Genomic DNA, 26,394 nt, shown 5'->3' with positions numbered 1-26,394 from the left:
CGGAAGCCGCCGCACCGCAGACCCCCACCGCCGTGACGGCAGACGCCCGCGGCCCCCGCGGAGGGGACGGGCACCGCGCGGACGCCGCCCGTGCACCGCGGGCGGGGGCACGAGGCGCCGGTGACGGCGCACAAGACGACGACGTACAGGAAGATCCGATGGAAAGCGCTGAGACACATGGCTGACGAACCCCTCGTCCTCGGAATCGAGACCTCCTGCGACGAGACCGGCGTCGGCATCGTCCGCGGCACGACGCTGCTCGCGAACGCGGTCGCGTCGAGCGTCGACGACCACGCCCGCTTCGGCGGCGTCGTCCCCGAGATCGCGTCCCGCGCCCACCTGGAGGCGATGGTCCCGACCATCGAGCGGGCCCTGAAGGACGCCGGGGTCACGGCCCGCGACCTGGACGGCGTCGCCGTGACGGCGGGCCCCGGCCTCGCGGGCGCGCTGCTGGTCGGCGTCTCGGCGGCGAAGGCGTACGCCTACGCGCTGGGCAAGCCGCTGTACGGGGTGAACCACCTCGCGTCCCACATCTGCGTGGACCAGCTGGAGCACGGCCCGCTGCCCGAGCCGACGATGGCGCTGCTGGTCAGCGGCGGCCACTCGTCCCTGCTGCTGGCGCCCGACATCACCTCGGACGTGCGGCCCATGGGCGCGACGATCGACGACGCGGCGGGCGAGGCATTCGACAAGATCGCCCGCGTGCTGAACCTGGGCTTCCCCGGAGGCCCGGTCATCGACCGGCTCGCCAAGGAGGGCGACCCGGCGGCCATCGCGTTCCCGCGCGGCCTGAGCGGCCCGCGCGACCCGGCGTACGACTTCTCCTTCTCCGGCCTGAAGACGGCCGTGGCCCGCTGGGTCGAGGCCAAGCGCAACGCGGGCGAGGACGTGCCCGTGCGCGACGTGGCCGCCTCCTTCCAGGAGGCCGTCGTGGACGTCCTGACCCGCAAGGCCGTGCGGGCCTGCAAGGACCAGGGCGTCGACCACCTGATGATCGGGGGCGGCGTGGCGGCGAACTCCCGGCTGCGGGCCCTGGCGGAGGAGCGCTGCGAGCGCGCCGGGATCCGCCTGCGCGTGCCGCGCCCGGGGCTGTGCACCGACAACGGCGCGATGGTCGCGGCCCTCGGCTCCGAGATGGTGGCCCGCAACCGCCCGCCCTCCGACCTGGGCCTCTCGGCGGACTCCTCGCTGCCGGTGACGGACCCCCACGTGCCGGGAGACCACTCCCACGCCCACGACCACGACCACCTGCACGAGCTCAGCAAGGAGAACCTGTACTCGTGACGGTGACGCTGATGTGGGAGGCCCGCGCGGTCCCCGGCCGCGGCGCGGAGCTGCTGGCCTGGGCGCGCGCCCAGCGCCTCGACGCCGCACCGCTCCGCCGGGAGACCTTCACCGCCCCCGGGGACCGCGTCCTGGTCCTGACGTGGTGGGAGGGGGACGGCGACGGCGTTCCGGAGCTCCCCGAGCCCCCGGCCGAGCTGCTCACCCGTCCGGTCCACCGCTGGCGCTTCACCTCCCTCGGCGTCGACGCGCCCCCGGGCGGCGCCGGGCCCCTCCTGGGCGACGCCGCCCCCGGCGGCGGCGCACCCCGGGGCGGCGCGTAGGGCGCACCGGCGCGGCGACCGCAGGCCGACCCGCACGGGTGGAGTGGGCGTCCCGCCCGGCGAGGCGGCTCGGCACCCGGCGCTGCCGGCCCGCGGGACGCGCTCGTCGAGCGCACCCGCGGGCGCCCGGACGGGAGCGGCACGGCCCCGCCCGGGACCCCGGCACGTACCGGCTCCTCCGGATGCCGGCCCGGCGACCTGCCGGCCTGCCGGCCCGACTTCCGGTGGGGTGCCGGGTCGGTCTACCCGTCGCGCGCGTCGGCGTGGAGCCGGAAGAGGTGGACGGTGTCCAGCACCACCACGACTTCTGCCACCGGCTCTTCCACGAACCCGGCGGCGCCACCGCCGAGGAACCCGCCACCGCCGCCCGCGACCTGCTCGTCACCTTCCTCACACGAGGCCACGCGGCCGGCGAGTTCGATGTCCCCGACCCCGAGCCCACCGCGGACTTCCTCACCCACGCCTACACCGGGCCCTGCCACCACACCCGGTCCGACACCGACGTCACCGCCGCCGTCCAAGCCCTCCTCCGCCGCGTCGTCACCGCTCGCCCGCCGGGTGACCCGGCCCCCTGAGCAGGGCCGTGAACGCCGTCGTGCCCCGGACCGGTCCGACGGCGACGGCCGGTTCTACGCAGGACGGCCGACGAGCATCGTCGGAGCCCCCGCGACCCGCGTGAGGAACACGGTCGCCGCGTGCGGGCCCTTCGGCTTCACCTTGCGGCGCAGCTCCTCCGGTTCGACCGCGGAGCCGCGCTTCTTCACCGTCAGGACGCCCACCTCGCGCTCCCGCAGCAGCGCCTTCAGCTTCTTCAGGTTGAAGGGCAGCGTGTCGGTGATCTCGTACGCCGTCGCGTACGGCGTGGCCCGCAACTCGTCGGACGTCACGTACGCGATGGTCGGGTCGACGAGCCCGCCCCCGACCGCCCGGGCGACCTCCGCGACCAGGTGGGCCCGGATCACGGCCCCGTCCGGCTCGTACAGGTAGCGTCCCACCGGCCGGACCGGTGCCGCCGGCGGCTGCCCCGCCGCCGCGAGGCCGGCCCCGGAGGGCAGCAGCGTGGCCCGCACGGTTCCGGGGGCCGTGCCGAACCACAGCACCGCCTCCTTCACGTCACCGCCGTCCGAGATCCACTCCGCCTCGGCCTCCTCCGGGACCACCTCGTGCGGGATGCCCGGCGCGACCTTGAGCGCGGCGTGCGGAGCCGTACGGGCCTTGTCGACCGCCCAGGACAGCGGCGGGGAGTACGCCTCCGGGTCGAACACCCTGCCCCGGCCGCCGCGCCGCGCCGGGTCCACGAACACCGCGTCGTACGCGGACGTGTCGACCTCGGCCACGTCGGCGCAGCGCACCTCCACGAGGTCCGCGACGCCCAGCTCCGCGGCGTTGGCGCGGGCCACCGCCGCGGTCAGCGGGTCCCGGTCGACGGCGAGGACCCGGACACCGGCGCGGGCCAGGGCCAGTGCGTCGCCGCCGACGCCGCAGCACAGGTCCGCGACGCTGCGCACGCCCAGCCGGGTGAACGCCGCCGCGCGGTACTCGGCGACGGACCTGCGGGTGGACTGCTCGACGCCGTGCGGCGTGAAGTACATGCGGTGGGCGTCCGCGCCGAACTTCGCCACGGCCCGCTGCCGCAGGCGCGCCTGCCCCAGCGCCGCCGACACCAGCTCGGCGGGGTGCGTGCGGCGCAGCCGGGAGGCGACGGCCAGTTCCCGGGCGGGATCGTAGTCGCGCAGCTCGTCGAGCAGGGCCCGGCCCTCGTCGGTGAGCAGTGCGGAGAAGGCGGCGAGATCGGTCACTCGCCCCATTCTGGGCCACGGGTGACGGGATGCTGTGGGCCGGGCGGGGGATGGTGCGGACCGCGCGGCGGTGTCGGGCCGGTGCGGGCCCGCCGCGCTGACAGGATGCGGCGCCATGCAGCTAGTACGACAAAGAGGGTCACGCGGGGCGTGGGGGGCGTTCTGCGCGGTGTGCCTCGGACGGTTCGGGAAGCCCGGGAAGCCGGGGGGACGCGGGCCGCGCGGCCCCCTGGGGTGGGCGGCACTGCTGACGCGGCTCGTCCGTGCGGCGCTCCTCGGGGGGCTCGTGCCGCCCGGGCGGCTCACCGCGCGGGGGCGCCTCGCGCCACCGCGGCAGCGCGTACCGCTTGCGCCTGGGGCGCGGCACCTGCGCCTCACCCGGCTCGTGGGCACCGCACAACCTGCCCGCCTCGTGCGCCTCCCACGTCCCCCGCGGCAGCGGCGCCCGCGGAGGACCCGGTGCCGGTTCGTGGCCGCCGCGCTGCTGGCCGCGTCGCTCGGTACGGCCTGCGGCGCCCGGGATGCCGGGCCGGGGGCGACGGCCCTGGGCGGGCCGCAACCCGCGGCGGGCCGGCAGGCGCAGCCGCTGACCCCGTCGGGAGCGATCAGCGCGTACGTCGAACGCTACCGCCGGGCGCAGGCCGCCCGGGCGGCCGCGGCGAAGAAGTGGGGCCTCAAGCAGACGCCGCTGACGCCTCCGGCGCCGCCCGCCGTGAAACCGGACATCGCCTTCCGCAAGGGCTTCGAGGTGGGTGACCCCGGCCTGCCGCCGGTCTTCACGACCGTCCCCACCGAGGACCGGGTCGTCTTCCTCACCATCGACGACGGCGCCGAGAAGGACCCGGAGCTGCTGCGGATGATGGCCGAACTGGACATCCCGTACAGCGCCTTCCTCAGCGACTACCTCGTGCGGGAGGACTACGGCTACTTCCGGAGGATGCAGGACAAGGGTGTGGCCCTGCACAACCACACCCTCAACCACCGGTACATGCCGGCGCTGTCGTACGCGGAGCAGAAGCGCGAGATCTGCGGCCAGCAGGACGTCATCGAGAAGCGGTTCGGCACCCGTCCCACGCTGTTCCGCCCGCCGTACGGCAACTACAACCGCGACACCCTGCGGGCCGCCGCCTCCTGCGGCATCACGGCGGTGCCGCTGTGGGCGGCCGAAGCGTTCCCCGACCGGATGGAGTGGCGCGAGTGGGACCGGGACCTGCACCCCGGCGACATCGTGCTGACCCACTTCCGGGGGCGCTCCCACTGGAAGGGCACGATGGCCGACATGGTCCGGCAGGCCATGGACACGATCACCGCCCGCGGCTACGCCGTGGCCCGGCTGGAGGACTACGTCGGCTAGCCCCGCACCCGGCAGGCGCGTAACCGCGCAGCCGTCCACCCCCGGCAGCCGCGAAGCCGCGCGGCCGTCCACCCCCGGCAGCCGCGAAGCCGCGCGGCCGTCCACCCCCGGTGGTGCGGGGCCGGGCGGAGCGGTCCGCGCGCGGTGGTGCGGGGAGTCGCGCGGGCGGACCGCCTGCGGACCGCCGTGGAACCGCCGGGCCGTCCCCTCCCGGCAGCCCGTGGGGACCTGCGGCCGGTGCGCGCCCCGAAACCGCTCACCCGACGCGTGGCAGCGCCCACGCGGCAACCGCCACCGCTGCCTGCATCAGTGCGGTGAGGCGCAGGCCGCGGCGCCGGGTCACGCGGGCGCAGAGGGCCACCGGCGCGGCGGCGGCGCCGCGGGAGGCGAGGGCCACCTCGGTGCCGTACCGCCCGCGGGCGGCGTGGAACGCGCGGGCCTGCGCGCCGACCAGCAGTGCCGTGTCCACGACGAGCAGCAGCGGGGCCACCAGGGAGCCGAGGAGGGCGGGACGGGCGTCAGGACCGGGTCGTCCGGGTGCCCGGGACGGGCCCCTTCGTCCCCCGCAGCGGGCCGGGACGCGAGCACTGCGGCCGCCCCGCCGCGGGGCTGAGGCCGCGTCGGACCGCGACCGGGCCCGGCGGGCATGGGACCCGGACGGCGCGGCGGGGCCTCCGGCTGTCCGCGACCGGGTCGGGGAAGCGGCGGCCATAGGTGGGGCCGAGGGTGGTTCCGTACACGGTCGTCCGATTCCTCGTCCGGTGCGTCGGGCATGCTCGCCCTTTCGTACGGCACCAGCTCGGAGCCCCCGGTGGTGCCGTACCGACACCCAGACCGACACCGGCCCCACCGCCCGCTGACCGTCGCCCGGTGCCTGCCGACCGCTCCCGGGGCGGCGGGTCCCCCGGGGCGGCGGGTCCCGCCCCCCGTCCCGGTGCCCGTCGCGCGGACGGAGGAGCTGTGCGCGGCCCGTGCCGTGCGGCGGAACGGCCCGCCGAAAGTCCCGTCCCCCGGGGGCGGCTCCCGCGCCGCGCCGCGGCGAATTGGCACTCCGCTTGACCGAGTGCTAACCGCGGTCATAGTCTCAGCTCTGGCACTCCCCGAGGGAGAGTGCCAACACAGCGACGGGCAGGTCCGGCACCCGCGACGACGGATCCACCTGGTCGCCACCTCAGACAGTAGACCCCGTGAGATCTCCGAAGGGGGAGGTCGGATCGTGACGACCACCAGCTCCAAGGTTGCCATCAAGCCGCTTGAGGACCGCATCGTGGTCCAGCCGCTCGACGCCGAGCAGACCACGGCCTCTGGCCTGGTTATTCCGGACACTGCCAAGGAGAAGCCCCAGGAGGGCGCTGTCCTGGCCGTGGGCCCGGGCCGCTTCGAGAACGGCGAGCGCCTCCCGCTCGACGTGAAGGTCGGCGACGTCGTGCTCTACAGCAAGTACGGCGGCACCGAGGTCAAGTACAACGGCGAGGAGTACCTCGTCCTCTCGGCCCGCGACGTGCTCGCGGTCATCGAGAAGTAAGACCTCGCATCTGCCTTGATGCCTTGATGCCTTGAGGTCGCGCCCCTGGCCCCCGATGCCGTGCTGCCGCACCCGCGCCGGGCGGCGAGGGGCGCCGCCTTTTTCTCCACCCGAGTACCGAGAGGGCTGAATCGCTCCCATGGCGAAGATCCTGAAGTTCGACGAGGACGCCCGTCGCGCCCTTGAGCGCGGCGTCAACAAGCTTGCCGACACGGTCAAGGTGACGATCGGCCCCAAGGGCCGCAACGTCGTCATCGACAAGAAGTTCGGCGCCCCGACCATCACCAACGACGGTGTCACCATCGCGCGTGAGGTCGAGCTGGAGGACCCGTACGAGAACCTCGGCGCCCAGCTGGTGAAGGAGGTGGCGACCAAGACCAACGACATCGCGGGTGACGGTACGACCACCGCCACCGTGCTGGCCCAGGCCCTCGTCAAGGAGGGTCTGCGCAACGTCGCCGCCGGCGCCTCCCCGGCCGCCCTCAAGAAGGGCATCGACGCCGCCGTCAAGGCCGTCTCCGACGAGCTGCTCGCCACGGCCCGCCCGATCGAGGAGAAGTCCGACATCGCGGCCGTCGCCGCGCTGTCCGCCCAGGACCAGCAGGTCGGCGAGCTCATCGCCGAGGCGATGGACAAGGTCGGCAAGGACGGTGTCATCACCGTCGAGGAGTCCAACACCTTCGGCCTGGAGCTGGACTTCACCGAGGGCATGGCCTTCGACAAGGGCTACCTCTCCCCGTACATGGTGACCGACCAGGAGCGTATGGAGGCCGTCCTCGACGACCCGTACATCCTGATCAACCAGGGCAAGATCGCCTCCATCGCGGACCTCCTGCCGCTGCTGGAGAAGATCATCCAGGCCGGCGCCTCGAAGCCGCTGCTGATCATCGCCGAGGACGTCGAGGGCGAGGCCCTGTCCACCCTGGTCGTCAACAAGATCCGCGGCACCTTCAACGCGGTCGCGGTCAAGGCCCCCGGCTTCGGTGACCGCCGCAAGGCGATGCTGCAGGACATGGCGGTCCTCACCGGCGCCACGGTCATCTCCGAGGAGGTCGGCCTCAAGCTCGACCAGGCCGGTCTGGACGTGCTCGGCTCCGCCCGCCGCGTCACCGTGACCAAGGACGACACCACGATCGTCGAGGGCGCCGGCAAGTCCGAGGACGTCACCGGTCGCGTCGCGCAGATCAAGGCCGAGATCGAGGCCACGGACTCCGACTGGGACCGCGAGAAGCTCCAGGAGCGCCTCGCGAAGCTGGCCGGCGGCGTGTGCGTCATCAAGGTCGGCGCCGCCACCGAGGTGGAGCTGAAGGAGAAGAAGCACCGTCTGGAGGACGCCATCTCCGCGACCCGCGCCGCGGTCGAGGAGGGCATCGTCTCCGGTGGTGGCTCCGCGCTGGTCCACGCCGTCAAGGTCCTGGAGGGCAACCTCGACAAGGACGGCGACGAGGCCACCGGTGTCGCCGTCGTCCGCCGCGCCGCCGTCGAGCCGCTGCGCTGGATCGCGGAGAACGCCGGCCTGGAGGGCTACGTCATCGTCTCCAAGGTCGCCGAGCTGGAGAAGGGCAACGGCTACAACGCCGCCTCCGGCGAGTACGGCGACCTGGTGAAGGCCGGTGTCATCGACCCGGTCAAGGTCACCCGCTCCGCCCTGGAGAACGCCGCCTCCATCGCCTCCCTGCTGCTCACCACCGAGACCCTCGTGGTGGAGAAGAAGGAAGAGGAGGCCGAGGCGGGCCACGGCCACGGCCACGGTCACGGCCACTTCCACTGACGCCTGACGGACGTTCAGCGCGCCGAGGCCCGGTGCCCCGCCGAGGGGCACCGGGCCTCGCCCGTGTGCGGGCACGCGTGCTCCACGCGGGTACGTCGCCCGCCTGCCACAGTTCCTGTCCGTAGAGGTCGGAGCGCGGTTCCCGCGCGTACGGCGGTGGTCTGCGGCAGGACGGCGGGAGCCCCGCCCCGCGGCAGGCCACGACACGGCTCACGCGCCGGGCGCCGGCGCCATCCGCCTTCGCACCACTTCGGCCTGACGGTCCCTCCCCTGCACGGACCGTCCGCCTTCACCTCGTCCCGCCCGCGGACATCCGCCCCGCGGGCCGTCCTTCCAGGCCGTCCCACCGCGAGGCGCCCACCTCGCAGCAGCCCTCCGCAACCGCGGGTGCTCCTCCGCGCCGACCGGCCTCCCCGCCGGTCAACGCCCCGCCCAACGCCCCGGCGCCGGCACGGCCCAACGGTCCTGCCGACATCACGTCACGTACCGAACCCGCGCGTATCCACCCGCGCAAGGGCCCCACGGCGGTCCGGTGCGCGGCTACGCCGGGCCGTACTTGCGGCCCGCCCGTGAGCTCACCCCGCCCAGCAGGCCCCGCGGAGCCAGCTTCACCACGCCCATGAGCGCCTTGTAACGCGGGTCGGGAACGCACAGCGTGCGGCCCCGGGCCAGGTCGGTCAGCGCCTCCGACACCACCTTGTCGGCGTCGAGCCACATCCACCCCGGGATGTTGTCCGTGCCCATGCCGGCCCGCTCGTGGAACTCGGTCCGCACGAAACCCGGGCACAGCGCCATCAGCCGCACCCCGCTGCCCGCCAGGTCGCGCGCCGCGCCCTGCGTGAACTGCACGACCCACGCCTTGGACGCCCCGTACGTGCCGCGCGGCACGAACGCGGCGACGGACGCGACGTTCACCACGCCGCCCCGCCGCCGCTCGCGCATCGCCTCCGTCGCCGCCGACGTCAGCCGCAGCACCGCCTCGCAGTGCACCTTCAGCATCCGCAGCTCGTCCGCCATCGCCACTTCCAGGAAACGGCCCTTGTTGCCGAAGCCGGCGTTGTTGACCAGCAGGTCGACCGGGCGCTTCCGGTCGGCGAGCCGCGCCTCGACGGCGGCGATGCCCTCGTCGGCCGCAAGGTCCGCGGACAGCACCTCCGCCTCCACGCCGTGCCGGTCGTGCAGCTCGGTCGCCTGCTCCCGCAGCCGGTCCGCATCGCGGGCCACCAGGACCACATCGTGGCCATCCGCCGCAAGGCGCCGCGCGAACGCGGCCCCGATCCCCGCGGTCGCGCCAGTAATCAGTGCACTCGTCATACGCGGCACGTTAGTGCCCCGCACCTTCGCGCGGGCGCGCGCCCACCATCCCCGCACAACCCCCGCCAGGCCGCTGCCTGGTCGTTCCGGCAGCCGCCCGGCCCCCGCCGGCGACCCCCCGGGCGAGCTCCGCCTAGACCTGGGCCGCGTACTTCCTTGCCCGCTCCCGGAGTTCGGGATGCGCGGCGTCGCCCGCCGCCAGGACACGGCGCAGCAGCTCCCGCTCCGTCGTCTGCGCGCGGAACACCAGCCCCACCGTCACCTCGTGGTCCGGCCGGTACACGACCTCCACCGGATCGCCCGCCCGCACCTCGCCCGGTTCGACCACCCGCAGGTACGCCCCCGGCGCGGCCCGCTCGGTGAAGCGCTTCACCCAGCCCCGCTCGCCCAGCCAGCTCGCGAACGTGCGGCACGGGATGCGCGAGGTCGTCACCTCGAGCACCACCGACCCGCCGACCCGCCACCGCTCCCCGAGCCGCGCCCCGTCCACGTCGAGCCCCGACGTCGTGAGGTTCTCACCGAACACGCCGTTGGCGAGCGGCCGTCCCAGCTCCTGTTCCCAGAAGTCCAGCTCCTCCCGGGCGAAGGCGTACACCGCCTGGTCCGAGCCACCGTGGTGCCGCAGGTCGCACACCGCGTCCCCGGCCACCCCGCCCCCGCCGGTGCCCTTCGGGCCCGGGTCGCTCACCCGTATCGGCCCCTCCGCCGGGGCCTTGCCGATGCCCGTGGCGCCGCCCGGCGCGTCGGAGTAGCCGACGTTCCTCGGCCGCCCCACGTTCACCGTCAGCAGCCGTCCGCCCACCGTGCCGTCGCTCATCGCGCTGCCCCTCCTGCTTCCCCTCGCGCGGTCTCCTGGGCGGGCACGCTACCGCACGAGCCCAAAGCAAGCAGCGAGTATTCCGGCACCCTCCCAAGGGGCCCTTATAGTCGAGGGGTGATCGAAGCCCGCCACCTCCGCGTCCTGCGCGCCGTGGCCGCCACCGGGTCCTTCTCCGCGGCGGCCCGCGAACTCGGCTGCACCCAGCCGGCGGTCAGCCAGCAGATGAAGGCGCTGGAGTCGACCGCCGGCACCCCGCTGCTCGTCCGCACCGGCCGGGAGATGCGGCTGACCCAGGCGGGCGAGGCGCTCGTGCGGCATGCCGCCGGCATCCTCGCCGGGCTGACCGCCGCCGAGGAGGAGGTGGCGGCCATCGCGGGGCTGCGGGCCGGGCGCGTCCGGCTCGTGTCGTTCCCCAGCGGAAGCTCCACCCTCGTGCCCGCCGCCCTGGCCGCCCTGCGCGCCGCCCACCCGGGGACCCGCGTGTCCCTCGTGGAGGCCGAACCGCCGCGCTCGGTCGAGATGCTGCGCGAGGGCGACTGCGACGTGGCGCTCGCCTTCCGGTACGGCGGCGGCACGGCGGCCGAGGCGGAGTGGCAGGACCTGGTGGTGCGCCCCCTGCTCACCGACCGGCTCGTGGGCCTCGTCCCCGAGGGCCACCGGCTGGCCGGCGCCGACTCCCTCACCATCGGCGAACTGGCGGACGAACCCTGGATCGCCGGCTGCCCCCGCTGCCGCCGCCAGCTGGTGGAGGTCTGCGAGACCGCCGGCTTCGCGCCGCGCATCGACTTCGCGACCGACGACTACCCGGCCGTCGTCGGCCTGGTCGGCGCCGGGCTGGGCGTGGCCGTGCTGCCGGAGCTGGCCATCGCGTCCGTACGGCCCCGGGGCACCCGGACCGTCGCGGTGGAGCCCCGCGTGGAACGGGAGATCGTCGCCCTCACCCTCCCGGACCTCGCGCAGGTCCCGGCCGTGGCCGCCACCCTGGACGAACTCGCAGCCGCCGCCACGCGCGCGTAGCCGCAGCGACGCGGCAGCCCGCCCGTCGGTCCGCCCGGCAGGGCCACCACGTGCGAGCCCGGTCCGCTGCCGGGGCGTGCGGCTCGTGTGCCGGCGGCCTCGTTCGGCGCAGGGGGCAGGCCCGTACGGTTCCGGTACGGGCCTGCTGAAACGTTCCTTCAGTGCTGTCCGAGGTGGTGTTCCCGGGGGTGGCCCCGCCGGCTCCGTCCGGCCTTCCCCGATTCTTGGTGACCGGCCCCGGTCCCCGCTCCTCCCCTGTCCTCGTCGTCGTGGGCACCCCGCGCGGGTGCCGGGCGGTTCACCCCTTGCCGCCCGCCGCGGACGTCGTGATCAACCGGGTGCGCGCCCTGCCCATCAGCTCCTCGCGCTCGTCCTCGGTGAGGCCGCCCCACACGCCGTAGGGCTCGCGCACGGCCAGCGCGTGGGCCGCGCACTCGGCGCGGACCGGGCACCGCATGCAGACCTCCTTCGCCGAGTTCTCACGCGCGCTCCGCGCCGCGCCGCGCTCCCCCTCGGGGTGGAAGAAGAGCGAACTGTCGACCCCGCGGCAGGCAGCCAGCAGCTGCCAGTCCCATAGGTCGGCGTTGGGTCCGGGAAGGCGGGAGAAATCTGCCATAGCGCATGTCCCCTTGTAACCGGTACTGAGTCGGTACTGAGCCCCCGGCGGGGCTCGTTGAGCGGACGTCTTGTCGCAGTAGATGTAAATATGACTCATTGCGAATCTAGCTACAGACACCAGCAAATGGAAGGAAAAGGCGCTAAATGGGGCATAGCTCTGTGTGAGATGGCGGTCAGGTGACAGCGAGACGCCGATGACCTGCGGCGCTCTCCTCCGTAGGCGACTCCTCACGTAGAGTGTTGGAGTCGGTGGCCGAGCCCGTAACTCTTTCGGGTGACCGTCGTTGAGAGAGCGGAGGCGGTTGAAGCAACCGGCCCTCGGGCAGATGTCCGAGGCCGTCAACCGCACAGGTGACGATTCGTAACCAGCCTGGAGGCCCAAGGTGACGCGCATCAGCTGCGGAGGGCGGTCATGACTTCCGTCCTCGTCTGCGACGACTCCCCGCTTGCCCGAGAAGCGCTCCGGCGCGCCGTCGCGACCGTGCCCGGTGTCGAGCGCGTGACCACGGCGGCCAACGGCGAGGAAGTCCTCCGCCGCTGGGGCGCCGACCGCTCCGACCTGATCCTTATGGACGTGCGCATGCCCGGTCTGGGCGGTGTGGAGACCGTCCGCCGGCTGCTGTCCGCGGACCCCGGCGCCCGCATCATCATGCTCACCGTCGCCGAGGACCTCGACGGCGTGGCGCTCGCCGTGGCCGCCGGAGCCCGGGGGTACCTGCACAAGGACGCCTCGCGCGCCGAGCTGCGGGCCACCGTCACCCAGGCGCTCGCCGACCCCACCTGGCGGCTCGCCCCGCGCCGGCTGCGGTCCGCGGAGATGGGCGCCGCGCCCACGCTCACCGCGCGGGAGATCCAGGTGCTCGAAGGCATGAGTCACGGCCGCTCGAACGCCGAGATCGGCCGTGAGCTGTTCCTCTCCGAGGACACGGTCAAGACCCACGCCCGGCGGCTGTTCAAGAAGCTCGGCGCCTCGGACCGGGCCCACGCGGTCGCGCTCGGCTTCCGCTGGGGCCTGGTGCGCTAGGCCGTGTCCGCGGGGTCCCGCCCGCCCGTCGGGCGGATCGCGCAGCCTCCGAGGCACTCCCCGGCGCCGGGGACGGCATGCCCCTGATGTCCCCGTCCGCACCGCCGCGGACGGGGCGGCGCACGCCTGATGTCTGTTTCCGGCGCGATGCCGCATCCTTGAGGGGTGGAGTTCCTCGGGGACGAGTCGATCGAGCGGGAGGGGAGGGCGCAGGGGATGACGTCCGGCGCACCTGCTCATAACGCTTCGGTGCACAAGGCGGGACGCGGTGCCACGGAGCAGACACGGTCAAGGCACCATGGACCGATGCACGACGACCAGACGCCGACGTCTCCCGCGCCCCCCGCGGCGGCCGGGGCGATCGGCGCACTCGTGCACCGCGCGGTGGAGGGCGACGAGCAGGCCACCCACGACCTGCTCGCCCACGTCCACCCGTTGGCCCTGCGGTACTGCCGCACCAAGCTGAACCGGCTCCCCGGCGACGCCCGGCACTTCGTCGAGGACCTCGCCCAGGAGGTCTGCGTCGCCGTCCTCATGGCCCTGCCGCGCTACCGGGACACCGGCCGGCCGTTCGAGGCGTTCGTCTTCGCCATCGCCGGCCACAAGATCGCCGACCTGCAACGGGCAGCCATGCGGCACCCGGGCTCCACCGCCGTGCCGTCCGACGAGATGCCCGAACGGCCCGACGACTCGCTCGGGCCCGAGGAGCGCGCCCTCCTCAGCGACGACGCGGAGTGGGCCCGCAGGCTCCTCGCCAACCTCCCGGAGAACCAGCGCGAACTGCTGCTGCTCCGGGTGGCCGTGGGGCTCACCGCCGAGGAGACGGGGCAGATGCTCGGCATGTCGCCCGGTGCCGTGCGGGTCGCCCAGCACCGCGCGCTCAGCCGGCTCCGGGCGCTGGCCGAGCAGTGAGGACGCCGCCCGACGCCGGCACGTGCCGGACGGGGGCCGTCATCGCGCCCGCCTGAGTCCGGCGGTTTCCTCCACCACCCGGGCCCGGTGTATGGCGCATGTCATACGTGTGAACGTCCAAAGCTTCCGGCTGATCTTGCTCGTGGAATGAGACACCCGCGCAGCCCGTTAGCATGGACATCCGCACCGATCAAGGCCATGGGGAAGGTGTCATGACTGCCAACGTCGACGGAGTGCCCGAGAAATTCGCGACACTCGGGCTGACCTACGACGATGTGCTGCTGCTGCCGGGGGCGTCCGACATGGCGCCCCATGAGATCGACACCTCCACGCAGCTCTCCCGGAACGTCCGGATCAACATCCCGCTGCTGTCGGCCGCCATGGACAAGGTGACCGAGTCCCGCATGGCGATCGCCATGGCGCGGCAGGGCGGCGTCGGTGTCCTGCACCGCAACCTGTCCATCGCGGACCAGGCCAACCAGGTCGACCTCGTGAAGCGCTCCGAGTCCGGCATGGTCACGGACCCGATCACGATCCACCCCGACGCCACGCTCGCCGAGGCCGACGCGCTGTGCGGCAAGTTCCGCATCTCCGGCGTCCCGGTCACGGACCCCGCGGGCAAGCTGCTGGGCATCGTCACCAACCGCGACATGGCCTTCGAGACCGACCGCAGCCGCCGGGTGCGCGAGGTCATGACGCCCATGCCGCTGGTCACCGGCAAGGTCGGCATCTCCGGCGTGGACGCCATGGAGCTGCTGCGCCGCCACAAGATCGAGAAGCTGCCGCTCGTCGACGACGAGGGCCTCCTCAAGGGCCTCATCACCGTCAAGGACTTCGTCAAGGCGGAGCAGTACCCGAACGCGGCGAAGGACAAGGAGGGCCGCCTCCTCGTCGGCGCCGCCGTCGGTGTCGCGGGCGACGCCTACGAGCGCGCCCAGGCCCTGATCGAGGCGGGCGTCGACTTCATCGTCGTCGACACCGCGCACGGCCATTCCAAGCTCGTCGGCGACATGGTCGCCAAGATCAAGTCGAATGCGTCCGTCGACGTGATCGGCGGCAACGTCGCCACCCGCGACGGCGCCCAGGCACTGATCGACGCGGGCGTCGACGCCATCAAGGTCGGCGTCGGCCCGGGCTCCATCTGCACCACCCGCGTGGTCGCCGGCATCGGCGTCCCGCAGGTCACCGCGATCTACGAGGCGTCCGTCGCCGCGAAGGCGGCCGGCGTCCCCGTGATCGGCGACGGCGGCCTCCAGTACTCCGGCGACATCGCCAAGGCGCTGGTCGCAGGTGCCGACAGCGTGATGCTCGGCTCCCTGCTCGCCGGGTGCGAGGAGTCCCCGGGCGAGCTGCTCTTCATCAACGGCAAGCAGTTCAAGTCGTACCGCGGCATGGGTTCCCTCGGCGCCATGCAGTCCCGCGGCGAGCAGCGCTCCTTCTCCAAGGACCGCTACTTCCAGGAGGGCGTCGCCTCCGACGAGAAGATCGTGCCCGAGGGCGTCGAGGGCCAGGTGCCCTACCGCGGCCCGCTGTCCGCGGTCGTCCACCAGCTCGTCGGCGGCCTGCGCCAGTCGATGTTCTACGTCGGCGGCAGGACCGTCCCGCAGCTGCAGGAACGCGGCCGGTTCGTCCGCATCACGTCGGCGGGTCTGAAGGAGAGCCACCCGCACGACGTCCAGATGACGGTCGAGGCCCCGAACTACAGCAACCGCAAGTAACGGCGGTGCGCGCGGGCCGCCACGGCACCCGCGCGCCCCGACCGGCAGCGCCCACCGCACGGAAGGGGCGGCCCGGAACCACCCGAGCCGCCCCTTCCGCATGCGCCGCCCGGTGTGCCGGTCGGCGATACTGGTACGCGCAGACGTAGAGGGAAAGGCCACACATCGTGACTGAGATCGAGATCGGGCGCGGCAAGCGCGGCCGCAGGGCGTACGCGTTCGACGACATCGCCGTCGTACCGAGCCGGCGCACCCGGGACCCGAAGGAGGTCTCGATCGCCTGGCAGATCGACGCCTACCGCTTCGAGCTGCCGTTCCTGGCCGCGCCCATGGACTCCGTGGTCTCCCCGGAGACCGCGATCCGCATCGGCCGGATGGGCGGCCTCGGCGTCCTCAACCTGGAAGGGCTGTGGACCCGCTACGAGGACCCGCAGCCGCTGCTCGACGAGATCACCGAGCTGGACGAGGCCACCGCCACCCGCCGTCTGCAGGAGATCTACGCCGCGCCGATCAAGGAGGAGCTGATCGGGCAGCGCATCAAGGAGGTCCGCGACTCCGGCGTGGTCACCGCCGCCGCGCTCTCCCCGCAGCGCACCGCCCAGTTCTCCAAGGCCGTCGTCGACGCGGGCGTCGACCTCTTCGTCATCCGCGGCACCACCGTCTCCGCCGAACACGTGTCCGGCGCGGCCGAGCCGCTGAACCTGAAGCAGTTCATCTACGAGCTCGACGTCCCCGTCATCGTCGGCGGCTGCGCCACCTACACGGCCGCGCTGCACCTGATGCGCACCGGCGCGGCGGGCGTCCTCGTGGGCTTCGGCGGCGGCGCCGCCCACACCACCCGCAACGTGCTCGGCATCCAGGTCCCCATGGCCACGGCCGTCGCGGACGTGGCCGCCGCCCGCCGCGACTACATGGACGAGTCCGGCGGCCGGTACGTGCACGTCATCGCCGACGGCGGCGTGGGCTGGTCCGGCGACCTGCCGAAGGCCGTCGCGTGCGGCGCCGACGCCGTGATGATCGGCTCCCCGCTGGCCCGTGCCACGGACGCCCCGGGCAAGGGTCACCACTGGGGCATGGAGGCCGTCCACGAGGACGTGCCGCGCGGCAAGCTCGTGGACCTGGGCATCGTCGGCACGACGGAGGAGATCCTCACCGGCCCGTCCCACACGCCTGACGGCTCCATGAACTTCTTCGGCGCCCTGCGCCGCGCGATGGCCACCACCGGCTACAGCGAGCTCAAGGAGTTCCAGCGCGTCGAGGTCACGGTCGCGGAGTCGCAGCACCGGCGGTGAGCCCACCGCGCGGCGCGTGAACCGCGGGAACGGCCCGGTCACCCGAGAGTGGGTGACCGGGCCGTCCGCGTCCTCGGCCGTCCCTGCGGGCCTGCGGTCGTCCGGGGCCGTCCCGGCGCGGCCGCCCGGGTCCGTCGCGGGTCGGCGGTGGGGCCGCCGGGTCCGCGGCGGGACCCGGCACGTCCGCGTCCTCAGAGCCGGTGCGCCGCCCCCGTCGGCGTGGCGCCCCGGGTGTCGAGGAGCAGCTGGGCCTTCACGGAGAGGCCCTGGAGGTCGTACGTGCGGTGGTGCTGGAGCAGGATCGTCAGGTCGGCGCCCGCCGCCGCCTCGTACAGGGAGTCGGCGCGCGGCACGGGCACGTCGGCCACCCGCCACACCGGGACGTACGGGTCGTGGTAGCTGACCGCGGCGCCCATCGCCCTCAGGCGGTGGGCGATCTCGGGTGCGGGGGAGCCCTCCTGGTCGGCGAGGTCGGGCTTGTACGTCACGCCGAGCAGCAGCACGCGGGCGCCGCGCACCGACTTGCCGTGCTCGTTGAGGAGCGTGGCGCAGCGCGAGGTGACGTACTGCGGCATCCGCTCGTTGATCCGGCTCGCCAGTTCCACCAACTGCAGCGGCCGGTGCGCGCCGACCGTGTCGACGGGCACGCCGTGGCCGCCGACGCCCGGGCCGGGGCGGAACGCCTGGAAGCCGAACGGCTTCGTCTCGGCGCAGCGGACGACGTCCCACAGGTCGACGCCGAGCTCGTGGCAGAGCACGGCCATCTCGTTGACGAGGGCGATGTTGACGTGCCGGAAGTTGGTCTCCAGCAGCTTGACCGTCTCCGCCTCGCGGATGCCGCGGGCCCGGACCACCTTGTCCGTGAGGCGGCCGTAGAACGCGGCGGCGGATTCGGTGCAGGCGGGGGTGAGACCGCCGATGACCTTGGGTGTGTGGGCGTAGCCGTGCGCGCGGTTGCCGGGGTCCAGGCGTGCCGGGGAGTACGCGAGGTGGAAGTCCCGCCCGGCGCGCAGCCCGGAGCCCTCCTCCAGCAGTGGGCGCAGCACGTCCTCGGTGGTGCCGGGCGGCACGGGCGACTCCAGCAGCACGGTGGTGTGCGGGCGCAGCCGGGCGGCGAGGGCGCGGGCGGCGTCGGTGACGGCGGACAGGTCGAGGGGGCCGTCGGTGCCGGGCGGTGTCGGGGCGCAGATGACGGCGGTGCGGACCCGGCCCAGCTCGGCCGGGTCCGGGGTGGGGCGGAAGCCGCCCGACAGCATCCTGCGGATCTCGGACGGGGTGAGGGAGCCGTCGACGGGAGGGCGCCCGGCGGCGAGCTCGGCGACCGGTCGCGGGTCGGTGTCGTAGCCGACGGTGCCGATGCCGGCGCCGGTGGCGGCCTGGGCGAGGGGCAGGCCGAGGTGGCCGAGGCCGATGACGGCGAGGTCTGCGGGCATGGAGTGAGCCGTCCTTCCCAGTAGCCGGAGGGGACGAGACGCGCAAGCCCTGTGGACAGAGCGAGCGAACGCAATGTCAGACTAGGCGTAAATATGACCGTTATGCGGCATTGTGGAGGCGTGGTCGAGTGAGTGTTGTCCACAGGTCGGGTGGGGCCGGTGGCCGATGTCGGGCACCGGGGACAGAATCGAGTCTGTGAGCCCGGCCGCACGCCGGACGCGCGCGGCGCCCCGCGGCACGGGGCGGGCGGGTGCGCCGGTCGCGCCGGGCCCGTGGGCGCCGCGCACACCGGGCGTCCGCCAGACACGGGGACGGCGGGGACGGGAGGCAGCGGTGAGGACAGCCAGACTGGGTCCGGCGGAGCGCGCCGAGGCGCTGGCGGCCATGGCCGAGCAGGAACTGGACGTGCTGGTCGTCGGTGGCGGCGTCGTCGGAGCGGGCACCGCGCTCGACGCCGCCACACGCGGGCTCGCCACGGGTCTCGTCGAGGCCCGCGACTGGGCGGCCGGCACGTCCAGCCGCTCCAGCAAGCTCATCCACGGCGGCCTGCGCTACCTGGAGATGCTCGACTTCGCCCTCGTACGGGAGGCGCTCAAGGAGCGGGGCCTGCTGCTGCAGCGGCTGGCCCCGCACCTCGTCAGGCCCGTCCCGTTCCTCTACCCCCTCCAGCACCGGGCCTGGGAGCGGGTCTACGCCGGGTCGGGCGTCGCCCTGTACGACGCGATGTCGGTGTCCTCCGGCCACGGCCGCGGCCTGCCCGTGCACCGCCACCTGTCCCGCCGGCGCGCCCTGCGCGTGGCACCAGCCCTGCGCAGGGACGCCCTCGTCGGCGCACTCCAGTACTACGACGCCCAGGTGGACGACGCCCGTCACGTCGCCACCCTCGTCCGCACGGCCGCGGCCTACGGCGCCCGGGTCGCCAGCCGCGCCCGCGTCACCGGCTTCCTGCGCGAGGGCGAACGGGTCGTCGGCGCCCGCGTGGAGGACGTGGAGTCGGGCGGCACGTACGAGATCCGCGCCCAGCAGGTCGTCAACGCCACCGGCGTGTGGACCGACGACACCCAGGGCCTCATCGCGGAGCGCGGCCAGTTCCACGTCCGCGCCTCCAAGGGCATCCACCTCGTCGTGCCCAAGGACCGGATCCACTCGACGACCGGCCTGATCCTGCGCACGGAGAAGAGCGTCCTCTTCGTGATCCCCTGGGGCCGCCACTGGATCATCGGCACCACCGACACCGACTGGGACCTGGACAAGGCGCACCCGGCGGCGTCCAGCGCCGACATCGACTACCTGCTGGAACGCGTCAACAGCGTCCTCGCCGTGCCGCTCACCCGCGACGACGTGCAGGGCGTCTACGCAGGACTGCGCCCCCTGCTCGCCGGCGAGTCGGACGCCACCAGCAAGCTGTCCCGGGAGCACACCGTCGCCCACCCCGTGCCGGGGCTCGTCGTGGTCGCGGGCGGCAAGTACACGACGTACCGCGTCATGGCCAAGGACGCCGTGGACGAGGCGGTGCACGGGCTGGACCGGCGCGTCGCCGCCTGCGTCACCGAGGACGTGCCCCTGCTCGGCGCCGAGGGCTACCGGGCCCTGTGGAACGCGCGCGCCCGCATCGCCGCCCGCACCGGCCTGCACGTGGCCCGCGTCGAGCACCTGCTCAACCGGTACGGCTCGCTCACCGAGGAACTGCTCGACCTCGTCGCGGAGGACCCCTCCCTCGGCGAGCCCGTCACCGGCGCCGACGACTACCTGCGCGCCGAACTCCTCTACGCCGCCTCGCACGAGGGCGCCCGGCACCTGGACGACGTCCTCACCCGTCGCACCCGCATCTCCATCGAGACCTTCGACCGCGGGACCCGCTGCGCCCGCGAGTGCGCGGAACTGATGGCACGCGTCCTCGGGTGGGGTGAGGACCAGATCGCCAAGGAGGTGGAGCACTACGAGAAACGGGTCGAGGCGGAGCGGGAGTCCCAGCGCCAGCCCGACGACCAGACAGCGGACGCGGCCCGCCTGGGCGCCCCTGACATCGTGCCCCTGTAGGGCGGCGAGTGACGCCCCGTCCGCACCCCGCGAGAACCAACTGAACCGTGAGACACGTCCTCCCCAGCGCCGTGGCGCCGCACCCCGCCCCGCCGTCATGCTGGCCGACGGCGGACCCGGGAGAAGTGCCGGTCCCTGAGTGAGGGACAATGAAGGCTCTTCCAGAGCGGGTTACCGCATCGCGCGGACGCGGCAGGCGCGGGCGAGGAACAGGATCGCAGAGGGGACGCATGTCGGGAGCGGAGCAGTCGCGGAACGCGGCGCGGACACCTCAGCGCGGCGCCGACGGAGAGAGCACGGCGTCGAAGACGGAAGCGGCCACCTCGGACCGGGGAGCGGACGCCGGGCCGCCCGCGGCAACCACCGGACAGGGCCGGGGCCCGACGGCCTCCAAGACGGCCCCCGGCCGCAAGGAGGGTGCCGGAGCGGACCGGTCGGCGCCACCGTCCGGTACCGGCGAGGCCCCGGACGGCGACGTGCCCACCCCCTCGGGCGCGGCCACCGCCGCGCGGACGGAACGGCCCGCCGCGGACGGGGCGGAGCCGCAGGACGACGGCGAGGTCTCCGACGCGCCCGCAGGGAAGACGGCGAACTCCAAGGCGGACGGGCCCCGGCGGACCGCGCAGGAGCCCGTGGGACGCGATGCGGACGAGCCCGCGCGGCACCCTGCGGGCAAGGACCCGGCCGGGCCTGCGCGCGGGACCTCCGCAGGGCCGGCCGAGGCGGCCGACGGCGGGGGCGCGCAGCAGACAGTGCAGGAGCCTGCCGCCAGGGCCGCGGCGGATCTGGTGCAGGAGCCGGCACGCGGCGCCGCCGCGAACCCCGTCGAGCAGGCCCCCGGGACCGTGCGGGCCTCCGGTGGCGAGCCTGCGGGCAGGTCCACCGCCGGGTCGGCCGGGGAACCCGCGCAGGACCCTGCGGGCGAGCCGGCCGAGAAGCCCAGGGGCGAGACCCCGAAGGAGCCCGCGCAGCACGGCGCGGGCGAGCCGGTGGAGGAGGCGGACGAGTCTCCGGAGCCCACCGGGGCGGAGCCCGCCCGCAAGGCCGCGAAGGAGCCCGCGGGCAGGTCGCCGAAGCGGTCCGCGAACGAGGCGGCGGGCAGGGCCGCTTCGGCCACCGCGAGCCGGTCCACAGGCGCGGAGTCGGGTCTGCCGTCCCCCAGGGCCGCGGCCACCACGGCCGGGGCCGAGGCGGCGGCCGCGGAGAACGAGCCGCAGGCCGCGCCGCGTCCCGCGGCGCAGGACGCACCGGCCGCGACCGGCGGCACCGCCCCGGCCCCCGTCGCGGGCAAGGCGGCCGCCGGCGCGGCTTCCGGGACGGCGAAGGCGGAGCGTGGGGCGGCCACCTCCAAGGTCGACGTGCACAAGAAGCCCGCTGCCGGGCGCGGGTCCGGCGGCCGCCTGCTGGCCGGCCGCTACCGGCTCGACGGGGTCCTCGGCCGCGGCGGCATGGGCACCGTGTGGCGCGCCGTCGACGAGACCCTGGGGCGCACCGTCGCCGTCAAGGAACTCCGCTTCCCCAACAGCATCGACGAGGACGAGAAGCGCCGCCTCGTCACCCGTACCCTGCGCGAGGCGAAGGCCATCGCACGGATCCGCAACAACGGCGCCGTGACGGTGTACGACGTGGTCGACGAGGACGACCGCCCGTGGATCGTCATGGAGCTCATCGAGGGCCGCTCGCTGGCCGACGTGGTCCGGGAGGACGGCACGCTCACGCCGCGGCGCGCCGCCGAGGTCGGCCTGGCCGTCCTGGACGTGCTGCGTTCCGCGCACCGGGAGGGCATCCTGCACCGGGACGTGAAGCCGTCCAACGTGCTGATCGCCGACGACGGCCGCGTCGTGCTCACCGACTTCGGCATCGCCCAGGTCGAGGGCGACCCGTCCATCACCTCCACCGGCATGCTCGTCGGGGCGCCCTCGTACATCTCGCCGGAGCGGGCCCGCGGCCAGCGTCCGGGGCCCGCGGCCGACATGTGGTCGCTGGGCGGCCTCCTGTACGCCTCCGTCGAGGGCCACCCGCCGTACGACAAGGGCTCCGCGATCGCGACGCTCACGGCCGTCATGACGGAGCAGCTCGAACCGCCCCGCAACGCGGGGCCGCTGGACAAGGTCATCTACGGCCTGCTCGCCAAGGACCCGGCGCAGCGCCTGGACGACGCCGGCGCGCGCGCCCTGCTGAACGAGGTGCTGGCGGCGCCCGAGCCGTCGGCGCCCGGCGAGCGCCCGGCGGAGCGGACCCGCGTCGTGCCGCTGCCCGCGCCGCCGGCCGGACCGGCCGCGGACGGGAGCGCCGGCACCACCGCCGCCTCGGCGACCGCGCCGGCCGCACCCGGCGACGCCACCGCGGAGCGGCTGCGCGGCGCGCTGCGCGCCGTGCGGAACGCGGCTGCGGGCGGCGCGGCCGCGAAGGCCGCCGCCAAGCCGGAACGTTCCGGTCCGCCCGTGCCGGTACGGGCCCCGCTCACCCACGTGGTGCCCCGCCGCACGCTGGTCGCCATCGCGGTGGTCGCCGTCCTCGCGGTCCTGGCCACCGTGCTCGCCTTCGTGTTCAACGGCGACGGGGACGCGAACGCCCAGGGCGCGGGCGGTACCGCGGGCGGCGACAAGGCCGCCTCCGCGGGGGCGGCCGCAGGCGGTGGGGGCGATCCCGCCGACGGGTCCGCAGGCACGGCCGGTGGCGACAGCAGCAGGCCGGACGGCGAACAGGGCGGCGAGCAGGGGCAGGGCGCCGGGCAGCCGGCCACCGGCAGCGGAGGCAGCGGCACGGAAGGCGGTGACGGCAAGGACGGCGGCGCCGCGCCCTCCGGCTCGCCCGGGTCCGGCACCGGACTGCCCGAGGGGTACAGGACCGTCACCAACGACCGGTTCCGCTTCTCCATGGCCATGCCCGAGGACTTCCGCATGACGGCCATAGCCGGGGAGAACTCGGGCGGCATCTTCAGCGCCGACGGCGGCTTCCCGCGCGTGCAGGTGGACTACACCGGCAGCCCCGGCTCCGACGCCGCCGCCGCCTGGCGGGCCGCCATGACCGCCGTCGCCGCCAGCAGCTCCGGCTACCAGCACCACGGCATCAAGGCCGTCGACTACAACGGTTACCCGACCGCGGCCGATTGGCAGTTCGAGCGCAAACAGAGCGGCAAGCGGGTATGGGTGCTCAACAGGGGGTTCAAGGTCGACGCCACACACGGCTACGCGATCATGATCACGTGTGAGTCCGCCCAGTGGAACGAGCAGGAGTGCAAGACGCTCCGCGAGACCGCGTTCGCGACGTTCCGGCCCACGGACTGACGTTCGGCACGTATCGTGAAACCGTGCGGGCCGTATGAGGCTGAATCCAGCGTGTAACTGGACACGATCCGACCACAGATGACGGCTCCCCGGCTGGAGCCGGGGGTACTGCGCGCGGTGGGGAGGCGTTGTGGAGGACTACGCGGGACGAGTGCTCGCCGACCGCTACCGACTGCCGCTGCCCGAATCCGACGGCGACCCGTACGCCGCGCCGCACGAATCGGGCGCCGAGACGCGTGCCTTCGACACCTACAGCGGCCAGGAGGTCATGGTCCGGCAGGTGCCGCTGCCGGAGACGGTGGACGCCGAAGTCGTCGGACCGGACGGTGCGGACGGGCCGTACGGGTACGGGACGTACGGCGGCGACCGTGCGCGGCACGGCGCCGTACGGACCTCCGCGCGGACGGCGGGCGACCGGGCGGCGGCGCAGGACCCGGCCGTCCAGCGGGCCCTGGACGCCGTGCAGGCGGTCGCGCGCATCCCCGACCACCCGCGGCTGGACCAGGTCTTCGACGTCTTCACGGAGGACGGCTCGCTCTGGATCGTGAGCGAACTGGTCGAGGCGCGGCCGCTCGCCGCGTTCCTCGGGGAGCGGCCGCTCAACCCGTACCGGGCCGCCGAGATCGCCTCCGACCTGCTCACCGCCCTGCGCGCGCTGCACGCCCACGGCTGGACCCACCGGAACATCACCGTGCGGACCGTCCTCGTCTGCGACGACGGCCGCGTCGTGCTGTCGGGTCTCGCCACCGGCGCCGCCGAGGAGGCCCTGTGCGGCTACGCCCCGGTGCCGGTCCCGGAGGAGGACGAGCCCGGCGACGGGCCCGCGGCCGTGGACGGCGAGGCGTGCGGAGCCCCGTACGGTGAGCCGTACGCGGGTACGTACGGCGCGGGGCACGACCGGCCGTACGGCGACGGATACGCCGACGCGCACGGCCCGCACACCGGCGCCGACCACGACACCACGTACGAGCACGACGGCTACGGGAGTGACGCGGACCGGGACGGCCCGTACGGAGGCTACGGCCACGGGAACCGCGCCGAAGGAGCGCGGGCCGTCCCCGCGGACCGCGGTGCGCCGGCCCTGCCGCCGGGCCCGCCCGCCCTGCCCAGCGGGTACGAACCGCAGTGGGTCACCCAGGCCGCCGACCGCATCGCCGACGACCCTGACGAGCCCGACGGCCCCGAAGACAACGACGCCGCCCAGGACGGCGGCAGCGCCCCCCGCGCCCTGCTCACCGGCACATGGCGGGACGGTCCCGTCCCGGCGGGCGGTGGATCCTCCCCGTACGGCGACGTCCCGCCGTACGGAGGCCCCCGCGCCGCCCTGCGGGCTGACGAGCAGCGCCAAGGGACACCCGCCCCGTACGCCCCCGCCCAGAGGCACCCGCACGGCGAGCCCGGCCGCGCCGCCCCGCGCGGCCTCACCCCGGCAGGGCCCCCGCCCTACCGCGGCCCCGGCACGCCGCTCGCCGCCGAGCGGGCCCGCCAGGCCAGGATCGCCGTCGTCGGGCCCGTCACCGAGCGGTGGGCGCCCGAGCAGGCGGGGCCCGTGCACGGCACCTGGCAGCTCGCCCCACCCGTCGGCCCCACCACCGACCTGTGGGCTCTCGGAGTGCTGCTCTTCCGCGTCCTCCAGGGCCACGCACCGTACCCGGAGGACAGCGCCGCCGAACTCGTCCAGATGGTGTGCGCGGAGCCGCCCGCCTTCGCCGAGGAGTGCGGGCCGCTGCGCCCCGTCGTGGAGTCGCTGCTGCGTCAGGACCCGACGGAACGACCCGACTTCGAGGAACTCCGGGGCTGGCTGCGGTCGCTGATCCGCTCCGCGCCCGAGCCCGACGCGGGCATGGCGCTGGTCACCATGCCGTCGGCGGACGAGACCCGGCTGCCGATCGTCCGCCGCCGCGGCGACCTCGAACGCAGGCGCCGGCCCCGCGCCGCCGTCGACGACACTGATCCGGGCGCCGCGCGGCACCGCCACCGCAGGTCACGGGACCACGGCGACCGGAGCCCGCGAGCCCTCGGCCGCATCCTGCTGCTGTTGATCCTGCTGGCACTGGCCGCGGCCGTCGCGTACGCCGCGCTGTTCCTGCCGAAGGCGGGCACCACGGACCGCTCGCAGAGCCCCGCCGGGAGCGCGTCCCGCCCCACGGCCTCCTCCCAGGCCCCCGCGCCCACCGGGCCGGCGCAGCCGGCCCCGGCCGACCCGGCGCCGGACACCGGCCGGGCGCCGTCCACCAACGCGGTCACGCCGAGCGCACCCGACCTCCCGGCCGGCTACGTCCTGCGCGACGACCCCGAGGGCTTCCGCATCGCGGTCGACCGGACGTGGCGCCGCAGCCCCGTCAACGACATCGGCCAGGTCCGTTACGGCAGCGGCGACTTCACCCTCGTCGTCGTCCCCGGCAGGGACTCCGCCGACACGTCGGGATCCGACCCGCTGGAGTACCAGCGGAACAAGGAACGCGAGCTCCAGCCGTGGCGCGACTCCACCTGGGCGACGGCGACCGGGCTGCGCCGGGTAGACGTCGGACGCCAGTCCATGGCGGAGGGCCAGTTCACCTGGCAGGACAGCAACGGCCGGCAGGTGTACGTGCGGAACCTGGCGGTACTCATCGACGGCCGCTACCACGTCATCATGGCCACCGGCCCGGAGTCCGAGCGGGACAAGGTCACGGAGATCCACGAGCAGGCCACCAGGGCGTACCGGACGACCCGTTGAGCCGCCCGCGGCCCGCCCCCGGGCCACGCGGGGTGGCCCCCGGGGCGGCCCGGTCCGGGGCCGGTGCGCGCGCCCGGCGCCGCCCCCGCACGGCCGCCCGGCTCCCGGACCCGCTCGGGGCCGGGGGCCGTGACCGCAGG

At 74.5% G+C, this 26,394-nt stretch carries 20 protein-coding genes; 14 read left to right on the top strand and 6 right to left on the bottom strand.

Annotation, left to right across the window (positions count from 1 at the left end; genetic code table 11):
- The first annotated feature begins 177 nt into the window (after positions 1 to 177).
- The 3 genes from tsaD to BJP40_RS24440 all read left to right on the top strand — a co-directional run bounded on the left by tsaD (position 178) and on the right by BJP40_RS24440 (position 2,182).
- Entirely contained in the window at positions 178 to 1,284 is a 1,107-nt protein-coding gene (tsaD, locus tag BJP40_RS24450; protein WP_071275070.1) for a tRNA (adenosine(37)-N6)-threonylcarbamoyltransferase complex transferase subunit TsaD, read from the top strand.
- Between the two features lie 11 nt (positions 1,285 to 1,295).
- Positions 1,296 to 1,607, top strand: a complete 312-nt coding sequence (locus BJP40_RS24445) for a hypothetical protein (protein ID WP_079169654.1) — start codon at positions 1,296 to 1,298, stop codon at positions 1,605 to 1,607.
- Between the two features lie 278 nt (positions 1,608 to 1,885).
- On the top strand, positions 1,886 to 2,182 hold the full coding sequence (locus BJP40_RS24440; protein ID WP_071282407.1) for a hypothetical protein: 297 nt from the start codon (positions 1,886 to 1,888) through the stop codon (positions 2,180 to 2,182).
- Positions 2,183 to 2,236: 54 nt separating this feature from the next.
- Here the strand turns inward: BJP40_RS24440 and BJP40_RS24435 are convergent, their stop codons facing one another.
- Positions 2,237 to 3,415, bottom strand: a complete 1,179-nt coding sequence (locus tag BJP40_RS24435; protein ID WP_071275062.1) for a methyltransferase domain-containing protein — start codon at positions 3,413 to 3,415, stop codon at positions 2,237 to 2,239.
- 460 nt (positions 3,416 to 3,875) lie between these two features.
- Between BJP40_RS24435 and BJP40_RS24430 the strand changes: the two genes are divergently transcribed.
- Positions 3,876 to 4,760 carry a polysaccharide deacetylase family protein gene (locus BJP40_RS24430; RefSeq protein WP_071275059.1) on the top strand — a complete coding sequence of 295 codons (885 nt, stop codon included), beginning with the start codon at positions 3,876 to 3,878 and terminating at the stop codon, positions 4,758 to 4,760.
- Between the two features lie 256 nt (positions 4,761 to 5,016).
- Here BJP40_RS24430 and BJP40_RS24425 read toward each other — a convergent pair whose 3' ends face one another.
- Entirely contained in the window at positions 5,017 to 5,250 is a 234-nt protein-coding gene (locus tag BJP40_RS24425; RefSeq protein WP_071282405.1) for a hypothetical protein, read from the bottom strand.
- Positions 5,251 to 5,976: 726 nt separating this feature from the next.
- Here BJP40_RS24425 and groES point away from each other — a divergent pair.
- Entirely contained in the window at positions 5,977 to 6,285 is a 309-nt protein-coding gene (gene groES / locus BJP40_RS24420; RefSeq protein ID WP_067050959.1) for a co-chaperone GroES, read from the top strand.
- 139 nt (positions 6,286 to 6,424) lie between these two features.
- Complete coding sequence (gene groL / locus BJP40_RS24415) at positions 6,425 to 8,056, top strand: chaperonin GroEL (RefSeq protein ID WP_071282404.1); 1,632 nt, start codon at positions 6,425 to 6,427, stop codon at positions 8,054 to 8,056.
- 540 nt (positions 8,057 to 8,596) lie between these two features.
- Here the strand turns inward: groL and BJP40_RS24410 are convergent.
- Together BJP40_RS24410 and BJP40_RS24405 are read right to left on the bottom strand one after the other, a co-directional pair.
- Positions 8,597 to 9,370 (bottom strand): SDR family oxidoreductase, encoded by a 774-nt coding sequence (locus BJP40_RS24410; protein WP_071275050.1) that lies wholly within the window; start codon positions 9,368 to 9,370, stop codon positions 8,597 to 8,599.
- 133 nt (positions 9,371 to 9,503) lie between these two features.
- Positions 9,504 to 10,187 carry an MOSC domain-containing protein gene (locus BJP40_RS24405; protein WP_071282403.1) on the bottom strand — a complete coding sequence of 228 codons (684 nt, stop codon included), beginning with the start codon at positions 10,185 to 10,187 and terminating at the stop codon, positions 9,504 to 9,506.
- 117 nt (positions 10,188 to 10,304) lie between these two features.
- Between BJP40_RS24405 and BJP40_RS24400 the strand changes: the two genes are divergently transcribed.
- Positions 10,305 to 11,207 (top strand): LysR family transcriptional regulator, encoded by a 903-nt coding sequence (locus tag BJP40_RS24400; RefSeq protein WP_071282401.1) that lies wholly within the window; start codon positions 10,305 to 10,307, stop codon positions 11,205 to 11,207.
- 298 nt (positions 11,208 to 11,505) lie between these two features.
- On the opposite strand, the gene BJP40_RS24395 is transcribed toward BJP40_RS24400, so the two are convergent.
- Positions 11,506 to 11,823 carry a WhiB family transcriptional regulator gene (locus BJP40_RS24395; protein WP_071264081.1) on the bottom strand — a complete coding sequence of 106 codons (318 nt, stop codon included), beginning with the start codon at positions 11,821 to 11,823 and terminating at the stop codon, positions 11,506 to 11,508.
- 414 nt (positions 11,824 to 12,237) lie between these two features.
- On the opposite strand from BJP40_RS24395, the gene BJP40_RS24390 reads away from it, so the two are divergent.
- From BJP40_RS24390 to BJP40_RS24375, 4 genes are all read left to right on the top strand, one after another.
- On the top strand, positions 12,238 to 12,849 hold the full coding sequence (locus BJP40_RS24390; RefSeq protein ID WP_003948568.1) for a response regulator transcription factor: 612 nt from the start codon (positions 12,238 to 12,240) through the stop codon (positions 12,847 to 12,849).
- Positions 12,850 to 13,155: 306 nt separating this feature from the next.
- The gene (locus BJP40_RS24385) at positions 13,156 to 13,761 is read left to right on the top strand and encodes a sigma-70 family RNA polymerase sigma factor (RefSeq protein WP_071264083.1); all 606 of its coding nucleotides are present in this window, start codon (positions 13,156 to 13,158) and stop codon (positions 13,759 to 13,761) included.
- A gap of 212 nt (positions 13,762 to 13,973) precedes the next feature.
- A complete protein-coding gene (guaB, locus tag BJP40_RS24380) occupies positions 13,974 to 15,479 on the top strand; it encodes an IMP dehydrogenase (protein WP_071282399.1) in 1,506 nt (501 codons plus the stop codon).
- A 167-nt stretch (positions 15,480 to 15,646) separates the two neighbouring features.
- Positions 15,647 to 16,771: a GuaB3 family IMP dehydrogenase-related protein gene (locus tag BJP40_RS24375; protein WP_071264087.1), complete on the top strand. Its 1,125-nt coding sequence runs from the start codon at positions 15,647 to 15,649 to the stop codon at positions 16,769 to 16,771.
- 191 nt (positions 16,772 to 16,962) lie between these two features.
- Here BJP40_RS24375 and BJP40_RS24370 read toward each other — a convergent pair whose 3' ends face one another.
- The gene (locus tag BJP40_RS24370) at positions 16,963 to 18,204 is read right to left on the bottom strand and encodes a nucleotide sugar dehydrogenase (RefSeq protein WP_071282397.1); all 1,242 of its coding nucleotides are present in this window, start codon (positions 18,202 to 18,204) and stop codon (positions 16,963 to 16,965) included.
- A gap of 334 nt (positions 18,205 to 18,538) precedes the next feature.
- On the opposite strand from BJP40_RS24370, the gene BJP40_RS24365 reads away from it, so the two are divergent.
- The 3 genes from BJP40_RS24365 to BJP40_RS24355 all read left to right on the top strand — a co-directional run bounded on the left by BJP40_RS24365 (position 18,539) and on the right by BJP40_RS24355 (position 26,254).
- Entirely contained in the window at positions 18,539 to 20,245 is a 1,707-nt protein-coding gene (locus BJP40_RS24365; protein ID WP_071282395.1) for a glycerol-3-phosphate dehydrogenase/oxidase, read from the top strand.
- Positions 20,246 to 20,475: 230 nt separating this feature from the next.
- A complete protein-coding gene (locus BJP40_RS33265; protein WP_107416852.1) occupies positions 20,476 to 23,535 on the top strand; it encodes a serine/threonine protein kinase in 3,060 nt (1,019 codons plus the stop codon).
- Positions 23,536 to 23,665: 130 nt separating this feature from the next.
- Positions 23,666 to 26,254, top strand: coding sequence for a protein kinase (locus BJP40_RS24355; RefSeq protein ID WP_071282393.1), 2,589 nt, complete (start codon positions 23,666 to 23,668; stop codon positions 26,252 to 26,254).
- Positions 26,255 to 26,394: the final 140 nt, after the last annotated feature.

Origin of the sequence: Streptomyces sp. CC53, from assembly GCF_001865245.1 — a bacterium.
In the GTDB taxonomy this organism is placed as follows: Bacteria; Actinomycetota; Actinomycetes; order Streptomycetales; family Streptomycetaceae; genus Streptomyces.
The sequence above is the reverse complement of the archived record's forward strand: the minus strand, read 5'-3'. Positions and strand labels throughout refer to the sequence as shown.

Coding starts and splice junctions, on each gene's coding strand:
- BJP40_RS24410 (WP_071275050.1), bottom strand. CDS start 9,370: ATGACGAGTGCACTGATTACTGGCGCGACCGCGGGGATCGGGGCCGCG.
- groL (WP_071282404.1), top strand. CDS start 6,425: ATGGCGAAGATCCTGAAGTTCGACGAGGACGCCCGTCGCGCCCTTGAG.
- BJP40_RS24370 (WP_071282397.1), bottom strand. CDS start 18,204: ATGCCCGCAGACCTCGCCGTCATCGGCCTCGGCCACCTCGGCCTGCCC.
- BJP40_RS24395 (WP_071264081.1), bottom strand. CDS start 11,823: ATGGCAGATTTCTCCCGCCTTCCCGGACCCAACGCCGACCTATGGGAC.
- BJP40_RS24405 (WP_071282403.1), bottom strand. CDS start 10,187: ATGAGCGACGGCACGGTGGGCGGACGGCTGCTGACGGTGAACGTGGGG.
- BJP40_RS24445 (WP_079169654.1), top strand. CDS start 1,296: ATGTGGGAGGCCCGCGCGGTCCCCGGCCGCGGCGCGGAGCTGCTGGCC.
- BJP40_RS33265 (WP_107416852.1), top strand. CDS start 20,476: ATGTCGGGAGCGGAGCAGTCGCGGAACGCGGCGCGGACACCTCAGCGC.
- tsaD (WP_071275070.1), top strand. CDS start 178: ATGGCTGACGAACCCCTCGTCCTCGGAATCGAGACCTCCTGCGACGAG.
- BJP40_RS24435 (WP_071275062.1), bottom strand. CDS start 3,415: ATGGGGCGAGTGACCGATCTCGCCGCCTTCTCCGCACTGCTCACCGAC.
- BJP40_RS24390 (WP_003948568.1), top strand. CDS start 12,238: ATGACTTCCGTCCTCGTCTGCGACGACTCCCCGCTTGCCCGAGAAGCG.
- BJP40_RS24385 (WP_071264083.1), top strand. CDS start 13,156: ATGCACGACGACCAGACGCCGACGTCTCCCGCGCCCCCCGCGGCGGCC.
- guaB (WP_071282399.1), top strand. CDS start 13,974: ATGACTGCCAACGTCGACGGAGTGCCCGAGAAATTCGCGACACTCGGG.